11 protein-coding genes are annotated in these 13897 nt (G+C 71.8%); 3 read left to right on the top strand and 8 right to left on the bottom strand.

All coding sequences use genetic code 11. From position 1 onward, the window contains the following. Positions 1 to 49 precede the first annotated feature (49 nt). Together WMF12_RS17860 and WMF12_RS17855 are read right to left on the bottom strand one after the other, a co-directional pair. Positions 50 to 415 (bottom strand): hypothetical protein, encoded by a 366-nt coding sequence (locus WMF12_RS17860; protein WP_437872753.1) that lies wholly within the window; start codon positions 413 to 415, stop codon positions 50 to 52. Positions 416 to 521: 106 nt separating this feature from the next. Further along, complete coding sequence (locus WMF12_RS17855; protein WP_437872751.1) at positions 522 to 1193, bottom strand: cyclase family protein; 672 nt, start codon at positions 1191 to 1193, stop codon at positions 522 to 524. Between the two features lie 321 nt (positions 1194 to 1514). Between WMF12_RS17855 and WMF12_RS17850 the strand changes: the two genes are divergently transcribed. Then, positions 1515 to 3257: an ABC transporter substrate-binding protein gene (locus tag WMF12_RS17850; RefSeq protein ID WP_437873866.1), complete on the top strand. Its 1743-nt coding sequence runs from the start codon at positions 1515 to 1517 to the stop codon at positions 3255 to 3257. 22 nt (positions 3258 to 3279) lie between these two features. Here the strand turns inward: WMF12_RS17850 and minC are convergent, their stop codons facing one another. Next, entirely contained in the window at positions 3280 to 4110 is an 831-nt protein-coding gene (minC, locus tag WMF12_RS17845) for a septum site-determining protein MinC (protein WP_437872750.1), read from the bottom strand. Between the two features lie 180 nt (positions 4111 to 4290). On the opposite strand from minC, the gene WMF12_RS17840 reads away from it, so the two are divergent. Next, positions 4291 to 5079 (top strand): hypothetical protein, encoded by a 789-nt coding sequence (locus WMF12_RS17840; protein ID WP_437872746.1) that lies wholly within the window; start codon positions 4291 to 4293, stop codon positions 5077 to 5079. A gap of 161 nt (positions 5080 to 5240) precedes the next feature. Here the strand turns inward: WMF12_RS17840 and WMF12_RS17835 are convergent, their stop codons facing one another. Further along, positions 5241 to 6272, bottom strand: coding sequence for an SDR family NAD(P)-dependent oxidoreductase (locus tag WMF12_RS17835; protein WP_437872745.1), 1032 nt, complete (start codon positions 6270 to 6272; stop codon positions 5241 to 5243). Further along, positions 6269 to 7009 carry a TetR/AcrR family transcriptional regulator gene (locus WMF12_RS17830; protein ID WP_437872740.1) on the bottom strand — a complete coding sequence of 247 codons (741 nt, stop codon included), beginning with the start codon at positions 7007 to 7009 and terminating at the stop codon, positions 6269 to 6271. The genes WMF12_RS17835 and WMF12_RS17830 overlap by 4 nt, the downstream gene beginning before the upstream one ends. A 413-nt stretch (positions 7010 to 7422) precedes the next feature. Here WMF12_RS17830 and WMF12_RS17825 point away from each other — a divergent pair, with 413 nt between their 5' ends. Then, on the top strand, positions 7423 to 7818 hold the full coding sequence (locus WMF12_RS17825) for a four-helix bundle copper-binding protein (RefSeq protein WP_437872738.1): 396 nt from the start codon (positions 7423 to 7425) through the stop codon (positions 7816 to 7818). Between the two features lie 57 nt (positions 7819 to 7875). Here the strand turns inward: WMF12_RS17825 and WMF12_RS17820 are convergent, their stop codons facing one another. From WMF12_RS17820 to WMF12_RS17810, 3 genes are read right to left on the bottom strand one after another with little or no spacing between them, the layout of a single operon-like run. Beyond that, positions 7876 to 11343 (bottom strand): efflux RND transporter permease subunit, encoded by a 3468-nt coding sequence (locus WMF12_RS17820; RefSeq protein WP_437872735.1) that lies wholly within the window; start codon positions 11341 to 11343, stop codon positions 7876 to 7878. Further along, positions 11333 to 12574: an efflux RND transporter periplasmic adaptor subunit gene (locus WMF12_RS17815; protein ID WP_437872732.1), complete on the bottom strand. Its 1242-nt coding sequence runs from the start codon at positions 12572 to 12574 to the stop codon at positions 11333 to 11335. The genes WMF12_RS17820 and WMF12_RS17815 overlap by 11 nt, the downstream gene beginning before the upstream one ends. Beyond that, positions 12571 to 13812: a TolC family protein gene (locus WMF12_RS17810; RefSeq protein WP_437872729.1), complete on the bottom strand. Its 1242-nt coding sequence runs from the start codon at positions 13810 to 13812 to the stop codon at positions 12571 to 12573. The genes WMF12_RS17815 and WMF12_RS17810 overlap by 4 nt, the downstream gene beginning before the upstream one ends. Positions 13813 to 13897: the final 85 nt, after the last annotated feature.

The following is a 13897-nucleotide window of genomic DNA, read 5'->3' as shown; positions in this document are numbered from 1 at the left end:
ACAGCGAGGCTCCGCTGAAGTTGGCTGTCGTGCGACCGCGGCGCCGCGCTCAGAACTGCGCCACGCCGAACGGCTGCCCGGAGACCGACCCCGCGAACGACTCGTCGAACGCGCCGTCCTCGGTCGAGAAGGCCAGCGGGACGTCGATCTGCAGGTGATCCGAGCAATCCACGGCGAGCGCCGGCTCGGCGCCGCTCGAATCGCCCTTTGCCACCGTCGATCGCACGAAGCGCGCGGCGACGAGCTCGCCCACGGAGACGGTCGCCGTCGTGCTGCCGCCCTTCGCCCACGTGAGCGGGACGGAGCGCTCTCCGGAGATCGCCGTGAGCGCCGCTCGCGCCGAGAAGCCCAGCGGGGAGACGTCGTCTGCGCCGATGTCCTCCTTACTCCTCGTCGCACCCGCCCTCCGCGCCATGGACTCCGCCGATCTGGCCGCCCTGCGGCCCGCTGCCCGCGCCATCGACGCACCCGAAGAGCCCGACGCTCGTCGCCGCCACAATCACCCAAGAAAGCCGCGCGGCTCATACGATGGCGAACGCCCGGACCGGGAACGTGCCGAAGGCGCGGACCTTCACCGGGACGGCGAAGACGCGGGCTCCGGCGGCGGGGAGCTTGTCGAGCCCGGTCATGTGCTCGCAGATCGGGATGTCCGCTCCGAGCAGGAGGGAGTGGACTGGCCGCGCGGGATCGGCCGTGTCGTCGATATTGTAGGTGTCGACGCCCACGAACACGGCGCCTGCGCCGGCCAGGAGCCGCGCCGCGTCCCGCGTGAGGTACGGGTGTCCTTCGAAATAGCGGTCTGTGCGCCAGTGAGCGCTCCAGCCCGTGCGCACGAGGACGGCCTTCCCGGCGAGATCGAGCCCGTCGAAGGCGTCGGCGTCGATCGCTCTGCCGGACCGGCCCCGCGCCTCGACCACCACGCTCTCCAGATCGGCCAGTGATTCGAGCGGCAAGCCGGCGAGATCCTTGCCGTTCGCATAGCGATGAAACGGGCTGTCCACGTAGGTGCCCGTGTTGGCGACCATGTCGATTCGGCCGATGTGGAACTCGACGCCTTCCGCGTAAACGCCGCGGGACTGCTCGCGCGAGAGGAAATCGCAGACGACGGGCGCCGGCACGCCCTTGTACGTCGTCATGCCGTGCTCGACGGTGTGGCTCAGGTCGACGAAGGTTCGTGAGACGGGGGTGGTCACGGTCGGCTCCTCGGAAGGGGCTCCGCGCGGCGGAGCCTCCTGTGCGGCCCGGTCGGGGCCCCGAGCCGCCGCCAGTTTCGCGGGAGGGCGCGAGGAGATCCAGAAATCGCGAGCGAGCGGGTCAAGTTGACATGTGCTCACATGCGCCGATAGAGTGCGAGCGCGGCGATACCTGGCCCGATGGTTCACGGGGGCGAGCGTCGTGCATGGGTGCCTCGGCGGGGGCCGGGCGTCGTCGCTGGAGTGGTCACGGGAACGGAGCGTCGCGGGGGGGTCGAGATCGCCCGCGTGGAGAGGTGGATGTCTGGGATGAGTCGAACCATGCCGCGCCGCGCGTTCGTCCTGTCGGCGCTGCTGCTGTCCACCTGCGCCGCGGCGGGCTGTCGTTCGAAGAATGGCAGCGAGAACCCGTCCGCCGCTCCGGAGCGGGCGGCGGCGCCGGGGGGGTCGGCGCAGGAGGCGGCGGCCGCCTCCGCGCAGCAGCCCCCGCCGAAGCGGGCCGCGGTGGTCACGATCGCGAGGGAGCAGCAGGCCACCTGGGTGCGCAACTTCAACCCCCTGCTCCCCGAGGGGAGCGCGCGCTTCCCGACGGTCGCCGGCATCTACGAGCCGATGCTCGTCTACAACACGATGCGGAGCGATTACACGCCGTGGCTCGCGACGAGCTACGCGTGGAGCGACGCGAACAAGAAGCTCACCTTCACGACCCGCTCCGGCGTCAAGTGGTCGGACGGACAGGCGTTCACGGCGAGGGACGTCGCGTTCACGTTCGCGCTCATCAAGAAGCACGCGGCGCTCGATCTCGCCGGGGTGTGGCGGTTCCTCGGCGCCGTGACGGCGATCGACGACACCACCGTCGAGTTCACGCTGCGGCGGCCCTATGTCCCCGGGCTCAGCTACATCGGCCACCAGCCGATCGTGCCGGAGCACGTGTGGAAGGAAGTCGTCGATCCGGTCGCGTTCGCGAACGAGAACCCCGTGGCGACAGGGCCCTTCACCGAGGTGAAGGTCTTCCAGAACCAGGTGTACGAGCTCGGCAAGAACCCGCGCTACTGGCAGGAGGGCAAGCCGGCGGTCGACGGGCTGCGCTTCCCGGCGTATCCGAGCAACGACCAGGTCACCCTGGCGCTCGTCAACGGCGAGATCGACTGGGCGGGCGCGTTCGTGCCGGACATCGAGCGGGTCTTCGTCGCCAAGGATCCGGCCAACCATCATTACTGGTTCCCGCTCGTCGGGGGCACCGCCACGCTGTACCCGAACGCCACGAAGAAGCCGTTCGACGACGTGCGCGTGCGCAAGGCCATCAGCATGGCGATCGACCGCGAGCAGATCGTCAAGCTCGCCGCGGACAACTACACCCATGGCGCGGACGCGACGGGGCTGGACGACTCCTACGAGCGGTTTCGCAGCGAGAAGGCGGTGGAGGCCGGCGACTGGGTGAAGTTCGATCCGCAGCGGGCGAACCAGATCCTCGACGAGGCGGGCTATCCGAGGGGCGCGGACGGGATCCGGACGAGGCTCGGCAAGCCGATGCACTTCGAGATCAACGTCGTCAGCGGCTGGTCCGACTGGGTCCGCGCGGTCCAGATCATCACGCAGAACCTGGAGAGCGTGGGCATCGCCGCGTCGATGAAGACCTACGACTTCAGCGCGTTTTACGCGGCGCTGCAGAAGGGCCTGTTCGATCTGTCGATGGGCTGGACCAGCGTCGAGCCCACGCCGTACAATTTCTACCGCGATCTGATGAGCGCAGATCTCGTGAAGCCGCTCGGCGAGGTGGCGCCGCGCAACTGGCACCGTTTCGGCGCCAGGGAGGCTGACGTGCTGTTCCACGCGTTCGAGTCCGCGACGGCCCCTGCCGATCAGAAGCGCATCCTGGACGGGCTGCAGATGATCTTCGTCCAGGCCGCGCCGGTGATCCCGCTCTTCAACAACCCGTCGTGGGGCGAATACAGCACGAAGCGGTTCACCGGCTTCCCGACGATGGAGAACCCGTACGCGAAGCTGACGCCGAACAACCCGCCGGAGTACCTGCTCGTCCTGACCGAGCTCCGACCCAGGTAAAGAGCGGCGGGGGGGAACCGATCTAGAGGCGCGTGACCACGAGCCCGTCGTTCTGCACGGAGATGCGGGCGGGCTTGCCGCGGTGCTCGTCGGGGATCTCGTCGGCCATGAGGTAGCGGCCGGCGATGGAGACGAACTCCGCCTCTAGGCTCATGCAGAAGATGCTCGCGTCCGCGTTGTTGTGGGCGCCGGCCATGGCGCGGCCGCGGAGCGGCGCATAGACATGGATGTTGTCGTTCGCGATGAGCTCCGCGCCCGAGCTGACCGGCGAGAGGACCACGAGGTCGCCGTGCGGCACGTAGATGACCTGCCCGCTGCGCACCGGCTGCCGCACGGTGAGCCCCGCCGGCGGCGGCTCCCCGGCCGCGTCCGGCGGCGGCGCGGCGTCCCTCGGGCGGCGGGCGGGCCCCGCCGCGGCGGCCCCTGGCGCGCCGCGGTCCGGCGCGGGCCCTACCGCTACGGGCCCCGGCGTGGGGGTGCTCCCCTCGGCCGGCCCGGCCTGGCGTGACGAGCGCGTGAGCGGCGTCCGCAGCACGCCGAGGCCGGCGGCGACGGCCCGCTCGCGCTGGGCGTCCGTCGGGTTGCGCACGGCGATGGGCACGAGGTTGTGCTTCCTCAGCAGCCCGGCGAGGGCGCCGAGATCGACGGGCTCGTCGCCGAGCTCCGCGAGGTCGAGCAGGATCGGCAGGTGCAGGAAGAAGTGCGGCATCTGCGAGATGTGGTCGGCGAGCTGACGCGCGACCGCCGAAACATCCGCCGTCTTGAGACAGAGCATCGTGATGGCGGGCATCGTGCCCTTGAGCGCAAACGCCTGCTGCTCCTGCCGCTTCTCCCCTCGCCTGCCCGACACCATCGCTGTCCTCGCTCGCAAAAAGGTGCTCCCCGCGGCGGCACTCTAACCCGGATCTGGGGGCTCGCGCGGGAAAAACCGCTGGGGTTCCGGGCCTCGCCGCGCGGCCGGCGCGTCGCTGCCTGCGGCCGGCGCGCCGCTGCTTGGCTGGCCGCCTCGCGCGGTGCTAACGGTGGTTTGGCCATGCCGACCGCGCGCCGCGCCTCCGTACTGCGGCTCGATCCCCCTCCCGCCTCGTCCTCCGCCTCTCCCTCTCCCGCGTCCCCGCGCGCGACGCCCCGGCCGGTCGACGCGCTCGATCACCACTTCGCGCTGGAGGTCCCGCGCGTGTTCTCCGAGGCGGAGCGCGCCGCGCTCGTTGCTGGGGTCCACGCGGCCCGCGCCGAGTGGACTGCCGACTTCGGAGGCGAGCAGTTCTCGCTCGGGCGCGCCTTCTACACGCACCTGGAGCAGGGGCGCTCCCGGCTCTATTTCGCCGACGCGGCGGCCTCCGACGCCCGCGTCGAGCGCCACCTCCCCGGGCTCCAGCGCCGGATGCGCGAGCTCGTCGCTGCGCTCACCGGCGGGCTCGCGCAGCCCCGGCGCGGCTTCTGCGGGCCAGGCGTCCACATCTTCCCCGCGGGGGAGAAGGTCGCGCGCGAAGGCGGCGTCGTGCACTTCGATACGGAGGGGCTCTCCGACTACCACCTTGCCCGCCGGCTCCGCGCGATCACCGTCGTCGTGATGCTGGAGCTCCCCGACGCGGACGGGGGGCTCAAGCTGTGGGATGTCCTCTACGATGGGCGAGACGACCCCGGCGACGAGGCGCTCTCCGCGCGGAGCCTCGTCGCCGGCTACAGCCCTGGCGGCGCGCTGGTCATCGACAGCTACCGCCTGCACCAGATACAGCCGTTCCCGGGCGACCGCGACCGCATCTCCGCGACGGTGCACGCGGCCGAGATCGACAGCGGCCGCTGGGAGACATGGTTTTAGAGCGACAGGCGGGTTGATACTGCCTGAAAGGAGCAAAATTTCGAACCGCCAAGCGCGCCAAGGGCGCCAAGGGCACCCAAAAGAGGACAGACTCTCCGCATCCCTGCCGGTGCATTTCTCGGTGGAGAGGCTGGAGCGCCGAAGCGCCGGTGGCGCGGCGCTCAGTCGCTCGCTCGCCCCGACGCCCCGAACGCGTGCCGCAAGTGCGGCCCGATGCGCCGGGCGATGACGAGATCGACCAGGGGCGGGGCGAACGCCTGCAGCAGCAGCAAGATCCGCGTGGACGCGCCCATCACGGCCCTCGTCCTCCTCGCGAGCAGGGCGGCCAGCACGAAGTCAGCGACCTTCTCCGGCGGCGCGAGCGTGCTCCCCGCGCGGCGCCAGAGATCTGCAAAGGGGCGCTCGGCGGCTGTGTCCGCCGGCGCCGGGCCGACATAACAGAGGCGCTCGGCCCGCCCCTCGACGGCAAGCTCGCGGTTCACCGCGCTGCAGAAGCCCGCCAGCCCGGCCCGCGCGGCCACGTCGACCGAGTAATACGGCAGCGCGAGGGTCCCGTCGCCGAAGCCACCGAAGAGGGCGATCACGCCCCCTGGGCGCAAGCGCGGCAGGAAGGCGCGCGCCACATGGATCGGCCCCGCGAGATCGACGGCCAGCTCCGCTTCGATCTCCTGGTCGGTGTGCGTGTCGAGCCCCTTGCGCACGTCGACGCCGGTCGCGCACACCACGTGGTCGACCGGCCCCACGCGCGCCGCCACGTCGCGCAGCTGCGGCGCCGCGAGCTCGGCCGTGTGGTGGGCCGCGCCGTACGTCTCCGCGAGCCGAGCGAGGCGCGCGCCGTCGCGCGCGAGGAGGACGACCTCCGCGCCCTCCCTCACCAAGGCGCGCACGACGGCCTCGCCCAGCCCGCCCGTGGCCCCGACCACCGCGACCCGCTTGTCGCGGAAGCTCCGGCCGGTATTGACCTTCGGAGGCCGAAAGCGCGCGAGCGCCTCGGCGCCGAGGACCAGCCCCGCCCCCCAGAACATGACCTCGCCGGCCCCGATGAGCCCGGCGGCGAGGGCGGCGCGCCCCCCGACCGAGAGCGGGAGGAAGGGCACGACAAGGAACGCCGAGAACCAGACCGGAAACGAGCCGATCACCGAGCCCCAGGCGAGCGCGCGCAGGACAGCCTTGCAGCGAGAGGACGGCGTCACGGAGCGCTCCCCTCGGTCAGCTGCTGCAGGCGGCGGATGACCTCGATCCGTCGCTCGGGTGGCAGCGGGTCCAGCCCGAGCAGCTCCGCCATCCAGAGGCCGTCGACGGCGAGCCGGACGACCAGCGCGTCGATGGGACAGATGCCGTCGCGCGCGAGCCGCTCCGCCCACGCACGGTAGCGCTCGCGCAGCGGCTCCAGCAGGTGGGGCGCGAGCGCGACGGCCGCGAGCAGCGCGGCGCTTGTCCGGTCGGGCACGTCGCCCTCGACGGTGGCATGCAGGTAGGCGCGCGCGAAAGAGCCCGGTTTGCCGTCCTCGAGCTGCGCGAGCCGGCGGTCGAAGCCGGCGACGAGCACCTCCACAAGGCCCCCGACGAGCGCCTCCTTCGAAGCGAAGTGATAGAGCAGCCCACCCTTGCTCACCCCGGCCTCGGCCGCGACGGCATCGAGGGTCATGGCGTCGCTGCCGTCACGGCGAACGACGACGGCGGCGGCGGCAAGGATGCGGTCGCGCTGGCTGATCCGCGGCATGTCGTTACTGTACCGTCCAGACGGTTCAGTTTCAAGGGGCAGCACGGCACGCGACCGCGCGAGCGCGGGACCGATGGGTTTCCAGCAAGCCACGCCGTTGGCTCCCCTGCCCGCGCGGCATCGCGCGGCCGTGCCTTGGCGGCGCGCTGCGACACACGGCGCCTCGTCGGAACCGGTCAGCCCGACAAGCCTCTCCGCGCGACGCACGGCACCTCGTCGGAACCGGTCAGCCTGACAAGCCCCTCCTCTCCAACTGGTGCGAGCCGCGTGCTCTCGCCAGCGCACCGGCTGCGGAGAGCGACAGCCTGGTCGGCCGGATAGATGAAAGTGACCGTGCAGGTCACATCGATCCCATCGCCCCCCTCGAATCCCATCCGCCCAGATCTGTTCCAAGCATCGCCCTGTGAGCAGCCCAGACGCATGGGCGAGCAGGATGGCACGACGCACGCGCGGCGTCGGCGCTCGTTCAGCCGCCATCCGAGCCGCGAATGCGGAGCGCTCCGACATGACGAGCCTGGTGAATTCGACAAGTCTCTCGCCCTGCCAGTCGGGCTCGTCCTGTGCGCGCGAGGCGAGCTCACGAGGCATCGAGAAGCATCATCGGAACAAGGGAGGGACACATGGCCCACAAGGGTTTCACTCTGAGCACGGCTTTCGTGAACACGGCCAGCCACGCCCAGAGCTGCGAGTCGATCTGCGTCCAGTCAATCCAGCACTGCCTCCATATGGGAGGCTCGCACGCGGAGCCTTCCCACATTCAGCTCCTGCAGGATTGCGCCAAGATCTGCGAGACGACCGCGACGTTCCTGATGCGCGGCTCGCCGCAACACAACCAGGTCACGGCCGCGTGCGCGAGCGTCTGCGAGCTCTGCGCCCAGAGCTGTGACAAGTTCACGGGTGACGCGCAGATGAGGGCCTGCGCCGACGAGTGCCGTCGCTGCGCCGCCGCGTGTCAGCAGGTCGCGCAGATGCGGCCGGGCGGGGCAGCCGGCGCGGGGCACCAGAGCGTGCCCTGAGACCGGCCAGGGCGCCGCGCGAGGCGGCGCTGAGCAGGACGACCCCGCGCAGCGCGGTCAGCCCTGCGCGGCTTCCTCCGTCGCGGCCAGCGCTGGAGCCGCAGCCGGCGGCGCCGCGGGCGTGGCCCGGCGGAGCTCGAAGCTCCTCCACACCACGTACATCGCGGGGATCACGAGGAGCGTCAGCAGCGTGAGCGACACCAGCCCTCCCCACATGGGCGCGGCGATGCGCTTGGCCACGTCGGCCCCGACGCCATCGTCGAGCAGCACGGGGAGCAGGCCGAACACGTTGGTGAGCACCGTCATCAGGAGCGGGCGGACGCGCTTCGCGCCCGCCTCCAGCGAGGCCTGGATGAGGTCGTCGACGCTCGCCAGCGTGCCGGCCTCACGCCCGCTCTTCCAGGCCTCGTCGAGGTAGACGATCATGACGCTCGCTGTCTCGGCGGCGACGCCGAGGAGCGCGATCATCCCGACCCACACGGCGATCGAGGTGTTGAAGCCGGCGGCGTAGAGCGTCCATATCGCGCCCACTGCGGCGAAGGGCACGCCGGTCATCACGAGGAGCGTCTGCGCCGCGCCGCTGAAGTTCAGAACCAGGATCACGAAGACGATGCCGATCGTGAGCGGCAGGATGTACGCGAGGCGCTCTCGCACGCGCTCGAGCAGCTCGTACTGGCCGGTCCACTTGAGATAGTACCCCGCGGGGAGCTCGACCTCTCGCGCGACGGCCACCTTCGCCGACTCCACGTAACCGCCGACGTCGCTCGTGGAGGTGTCGATGTAGATCCAGCCCGTGAGCGAGCCCATCTCGCTCTTGATCATCGGCGGCCCCATGACCGTATCGATCCTGGCGAGCTGCCCGAGCGGGACGAACGCCGCGCGCGCCGGCCCCTCTGCCTGGCCCCTCGCCATCGCGGCGCTCCCGCCCATCGCGCCCCCGCCCATCGCGCCGCCCCCGCCGGCGGCGAGGCCCGCGATCTCGCCCGGCGAGGGCGCACCTCCCATCGCGCCGCCGCCCATGGAGCTCGCCGCCATCCCTCCTGCTGGGCTCATGGCCGTCGCGCCCCCCATCGGCGCCGGGGCGCTCCCGATCGGCAGCGGGCGCGGCGACAGCGGGGCGACCGGGACCGGCACGTCGCGCAGCGCCTCGATGTTGTCCCGGAGCTCCCGCGGATAGCGCACGCTCACCCGGTAGCGCTCGCGCCCCTCGAAGGTGGTGTCGACATCCATCCCGCCTATCGCGCTCTCCACCACGTCGAGCACGTCGCGCACGCTGAGGCCGTACCGGGCGATCGCTTGCCGGTCCGGCGTGATGTCGAGGAAGAAGCCGCCGAGCTCGCGCTCCGCATAGACGCTCCGCGTTCCGGGCACGTCCCTGAGCACGCGCTCGAGGTCGCCGTCGATCCTGCTGATGACCTCGAGATCCGGCCCGAAGACCTTGACCCCGATCGGCGTCCGGATCCCCGTCGCGAGCATGTCGATCCGCGCCTTGATGGGCATGGTCCACGCGCCCTGCACGCCTGGCGTCGCCGTCTTCTGCTCGAGCTCGGCGACGAGCGTCTCCTGGGTCATGCCCGGCCGCCACGCGCTCTTGGGCTTGAGCTGAACGACGGTCTCGAACATCGAGAGCGGGGCCGGATCGAGCGCGGTCTCGGCGCGGCCCGCCTTGCCGAACACGCGCTCGACCTCGGGCACGGTCCGGATCTGCGCGTCCTGCCAGGCCAGGAGGCGCCGGGCCTCGGTGATGGGGATGCCCGGCACCGTGACCGGCATGAAGAGCAAGTCGCCCTCCTCGAGCGGCGGCATGAACTCCGATCCCAGGCGCGACATCGGGTAGACCGTGGCGCCCATGAGCCCGAGCGCGGCCGCGATGACGAGCCCGCGGCGGCGCAGGCACGCCCGCAGCACGGGCCGATAGGCCGCGATGCAGACGCGGTTGATCGGGTTCCGCCCCTCCGGCGTGATCCGGCCCCGGAGGAACGTCACCATCAGCGCGGGCACCAGCGTGACCGCGAACAGCGACGCGAACGCCATCGAGAAGGTCTTGGCCAGGGCGAGCGGCCGGAAGAGCCGGCCCTCCTCGCCTTCGAGCGTGAAGACGGGCAAGAACGCGATGGTGAGCACGAGCAGCGCCCCGAACATCGAGGGCCCGAGCTCGCGCGCGGCGCCGATGACGATCTCCGCGCGGGGGATCTCGCGCCCTTCCCTCTCCGCAGCCTCGATCTTCCGGTGCGCGTTCTCGACAAGCACGCAGGCGGAGTCGACCATGTCGCCCAGCGCCAGGATGATCCCGGCGAGCGACATGATGTTGATCGACAGGTCGAGCGCATAAAAGGCGATGAACGTCGCGGCCGTCGCCACCGGGAGCGCGATGGCGGCCACCAGGGCGGAGCGCAGGTGAAAGAGGAAGACGAAGATGACCAGGATGACCACGCCCAGGATCTGGACCAGGTTGGTCGAGAGCGTCTTCACCGAGCCGGCGATGAGCTCGCTCCGGTCGTAGACCGGCACGACCTTCACGCCGGCCGGGAGCGAGCCCTTCACCTCCTCGAGCCTGCTCTTGACCCGCTCGATGACGTCGAGCGCGTTCTCCCCGTGGCGCATCACCACGATGCCGCCCACGACCTCACCGCGGCCGTCGAGCTCGGCCACGCCGCGGCGGAGATTGCCACCCACGGTCACGTCGGCCACGTCGCGGACGCGGATCGGCGTGCCGCGCGCGTCGGTCGCGACGACCGCGTCCTGGAGATCCTCCCTCGCGCGCACGTAGCCGCGGCCGCGCAGCACATACTCGTGCTGCGCCATCTCGATCACGCGCCCGCCCACCTCGGTGTTGGCCCCGCGGACGGCCGCGGCGACCTGCCCGACGGACACGCCCCTCGCCTTCATGCGCGCCGGGTCGACCTGGATCTGAACCTCCTTCTCGAAGCCGCCCACGCTCGCGACCTCGGCGACGCCCTCCAGGCCCTGGAGCCAGTAGCGCAGGTGCCAGTCCTGGAACGAGCGCAGCTCCTGCAGGTTGTGCGCGCCGCTCTCGTCGACGAGGGCATATTGATAGACCCATCCCACGCTGGTCGCGTCCGGGCCGATCTGCGGCGTGACGCCCTCGGGCAGGCTGTCCTTCACCTTGGCGAGCTGCTCGACGACGCGCGATCGCGCCCAGTAGATGTCCGTCCCGTCCTTGAAGACGACGTAGACGAAGCTCATCCCGAACATCGTGAAGCCGCGGACGGTCTTCACGCTGGGCGCGCCCAGGAACGATGTGACGACGGGATAGGTGACCTGATCCTCGATGAGCGTCGGGCTGCGGCCCATCCACTCGGTCGCCACGATCACCTGGGTGTCGGACAGATCCGGCAGGGCGTCGAGCTGGGAGCGCCGCGCGCTGAACAGCCCGAAAGCCGTGAGCGCCGCGGCGAGGAGGAAGATGAAGAACCGCTTGCGGGCGGAGAAGTCGATGAGGCGCGCGATGGCGCCCGTCGGCGCCTCCGGCGCGTCGGCGCGGCGCGGCGGCTCAGTGGACATGGCCGCCCTTCGGAGCGCTGGAGGCCTGGAGCCGGCTCTCGGAGTCGAGGAGGAACTGCGCCCCTGTCGCCACCTGGTCTCCCGCGGAGAGGCCGGCGTCGACCCGGTAGCGATCGCCGATGAGCGGACCGAGCTTCACCTCGCGCGGCTCCGCCCGGCCGCCCTGGACCACGAAGACGATGGCGCGCGTGCCGGTCCGGATCACCGCGCTCTCGAGGACCGACAGCCCCTCGCCGAGCGCCAGATCCATGGTCACGGAGACGAACGCGCCTGGCCGGAGCGAGCCGTCGCTGTTGTCGAGCTCGAACCGGATCTTCATCGTGCGGGTGGCCTCGTCCACCGTCGGCGGGACGAACGCGACCGGCGCGTGGAGCGCGCCTTCGCGCCCTTCCACGGTGAGGTGCGCGTGAACCCCGGCGCGAACATACGGCACGTCGCGCTCGTACACGTCGGCCAGCACCCAGACGCGGGACAGGTCCGAGAGGGTGTACAGCTCCAGCGAGGGCTCCACGAACATGCCCTCCACGGCCTGCTTCGCCACGACCACGCCGGCGCGGGGCGCGGTGAGGGCGAAGGTACGCTGCGGCTGCCGGGTGGCCTCCAGCCGCGCGATCTCCGCCTTCGGCACGTCCCACAGCGAGAGGCGCCGGCGGGCGGCGCCGAGGAGCTGCTCCTGGGCGCGCCGCTCCGCGGCCCCGAACTCTCCCGCGGGCACCGGCCCTCCCGCGGCGCGCTCGAGCAGCGCGACGAACTCCAGCTCCGCCGCGAAGACCTCCTGGCTGTAGAGCGAGCAGAGCACCTGCCCGGCCGAGACCTTGCGGCCGACGAAGTCGACGGCGACGCGCTCGATGAAGCCCCGGACCTTGGCGTGCACGTGCGCCGAGCGCGTCTCGTCCAGCGCGACGACGCCCACCGTGCGCAGAGGCCTCTTGAGCTCCCGCGCTTCGACCGTGGCCGTGCTGAGCGAAAGGCCGCCGAGGCGCGCCGGGTCCAGCGCGACCGCGGCGTAGCCCGCCGGGGTCATGGGCGCGCCGGGGCTCTCGTTGGTGCGGCCTCCCGCGGGCTCGGCCCCCTGCGCCCCGTGACCGGCGTGGGGATCGCTCGGCGCCGGCCCCGGCGTGGCGGTCGGGGCCGCGTGCCCAGCGTGGCCGTCGTCGGTCGCGGGCGAGGGAGCCTCGCAGCCGAGCAGCGCCACCGCGGCGGCGAGCAAGAAGGAATGTGTTCGCTTCATGGTCCATCTCCACCGAGCGGCCCGCCCACGGCCCGCTCGAGCTCTGCGAGGGCGATCTCGCGGCGCACCATCACCTCGGCGACGACGAGCTCCGCGCCCTGAAGGGCGCGCCGCGCGTCGAGGACGGCCACGAGGTCCGCGGTCGCCGTGCCGTAGCTCGCGAGCGCGGCCTCGAAGCTCTCCCGCGCCTTCGGGAGCGCTACCGCGCGCAGGAGCTCCATCTGCCGGGCCGCGGCCTGCGCCCGGTGCCATGCGCCGGCGACCTCGGAGGAGATCATCGCGCGCATCTCCGCCTGGTCTTCCGCCACGCCCTCCGCGCGCGCGTCGAAGGCGCGGGCGAGGTGTCCCTGCTTGGCGGCGCCGAAGATCGGGATCGTGCCGCCGATCATCGCGCCGAACGACGGCGCAGCGCCGATGTTCTGGTTGAGCCAGACGCCCGTCATGAGGTCCGGATACGGCTCCTTGCGCGCCATCGCCGCCATCGCCTGCGCCTCGGAGCGCATCGCCGCCATCCCCTTCAGCTCGGGCCGCGCCGCGGCGGCCCGGCCGACGAGCGCCGCGAGCCCGCCGGACGGCATCGGCGAGGGCGCGCCGCTCGGATCGGCGATCGCCGTGTCGACAGGCCGGTTTCTCAGCGCGTTGAGCATGGCCACCATGGAGGCGCGCTCGCCCTCCAGGTTGACGAGCTCCACGTCGATCGCCGCGACCTCCACCTGCGCGCGCGCCACGTCGTGGTGGCCGGCCTGGCCCGCGGCGTAGCGCCCGAGCGCCGCGCCGGCGATGCCGGCCGCGAGGCCGCGCCCGGCGCTGCTCACCTCGCGGCGCTTCGCGTTCAGCAGCAGCATGAAGTAGGCGCGCTTCGCCTCGAGGCGCAGGTCGAGCCGGCGGACCGCGAGCTCCGCCGCGGCGCTGTTCTCCTGCTGCTCCACCGCCCGGCGCGTCAGGTCGAGCTTCCCGGGCCAGGGGACCATCTGCGAGAGCTCGTACCGGATCATGGGCATCTCCTCGCCCATCGGGACCCGATCGAGCATCACGCTGACCGTGGGATCGGGCCACGCCCCCGCCGCCGCGACCTCGTCCTGGAACGCGCGCCGCCGCAGCGCGCCCGCGCGCAGCGATGGGCTCCGGGCGAGTACGTCGGCGACGATCGCCGTCAGCCCGGCTTCCTCCGCCTGCGCGGCCTGCGCGCCGCCGAGCGACGCCAGCGCGAGCATGGCGGCGAGCAGTCTCGACTTCATGCCGGGGCCCACAGCACACGTCGTGCCGCGCGCTCACCGCCTGTCGCCGCCGGCGATCCCGCCAGCGCGCCGGCGCAGGGCTTGC

Source organism: Sorangium sp. So ce363, from assembly GCF_051520435.1.
GTDB classification, from domain to species: Bacteria; Myxococcota_A; Polyangia; order Polyangiales; family Polyangiaceae; genus Sorangium; species Sorangium cellulosum_B.
This window is presented reverse-complemented; position numbering and strand designations above follow the sequence as displayed.

Bases quoted from the DNA above. Each gene is read 5' to 3' on its own strand.
- WMF12_RS17860 (WP_437872753.1), bottom strand. From the start codon at position 415: ATGGCGCGGAGGGCGGGTGCGACGAGGAGTAAGGAGGACATCGGCGCA.
- WMF12_RS17850 (WP_437873866.1), top strand. From the start codon at position 1,515: ATGCCGCGCCGCGCGTTCGTCCTGTCGGCGCTGCTGCTGTCCACCTGC.
- minC (WP_437872750.1), bottom strand. From the start codon at position 4,110: ATGGTGTCGGGCAGGCGAGGGGAGAAGCGGCAGGAGCAGCAGGCGTTT.
- WMF12_RS17840 (WP_437872746.1), top strand. From the start codon at position 4,291: ATGCCGACCGCGCGCCGCGCCTCCGTACTGCGGCTCGATCCCCCTCCC.
- WMF12_RS17825 (WP_437872738.1), top strand. From the start codon at position 7,423: ATGGCCCACAAGGGTTTCACTCTGAGCACGGCTTTCGTGAACACGGCC.
- WMF12_RS17820 (WP_437872735.1), bottom strand. From the start codon at position 11,343: ATGTCCACTGAGCCGCCGCGCCGCGCCGACGCGCCGGAGGCGCCGACG.
- WMF12_RS17815 (WP_437872732.1), bottom strand. From the start codon at position 12,574: ATGAAGCGAACACATTCCTTCTTGCTCGCCGCCGCGGTGGCGCTGCTC.
- WMF12_RS17810 (WP_437872729.1), bottom strand. From the start codon at position 13,812: ATGAAGTCGAGACTGCTCGCCGCCATGCTCGCGCTGGCGTCGCTCGGC.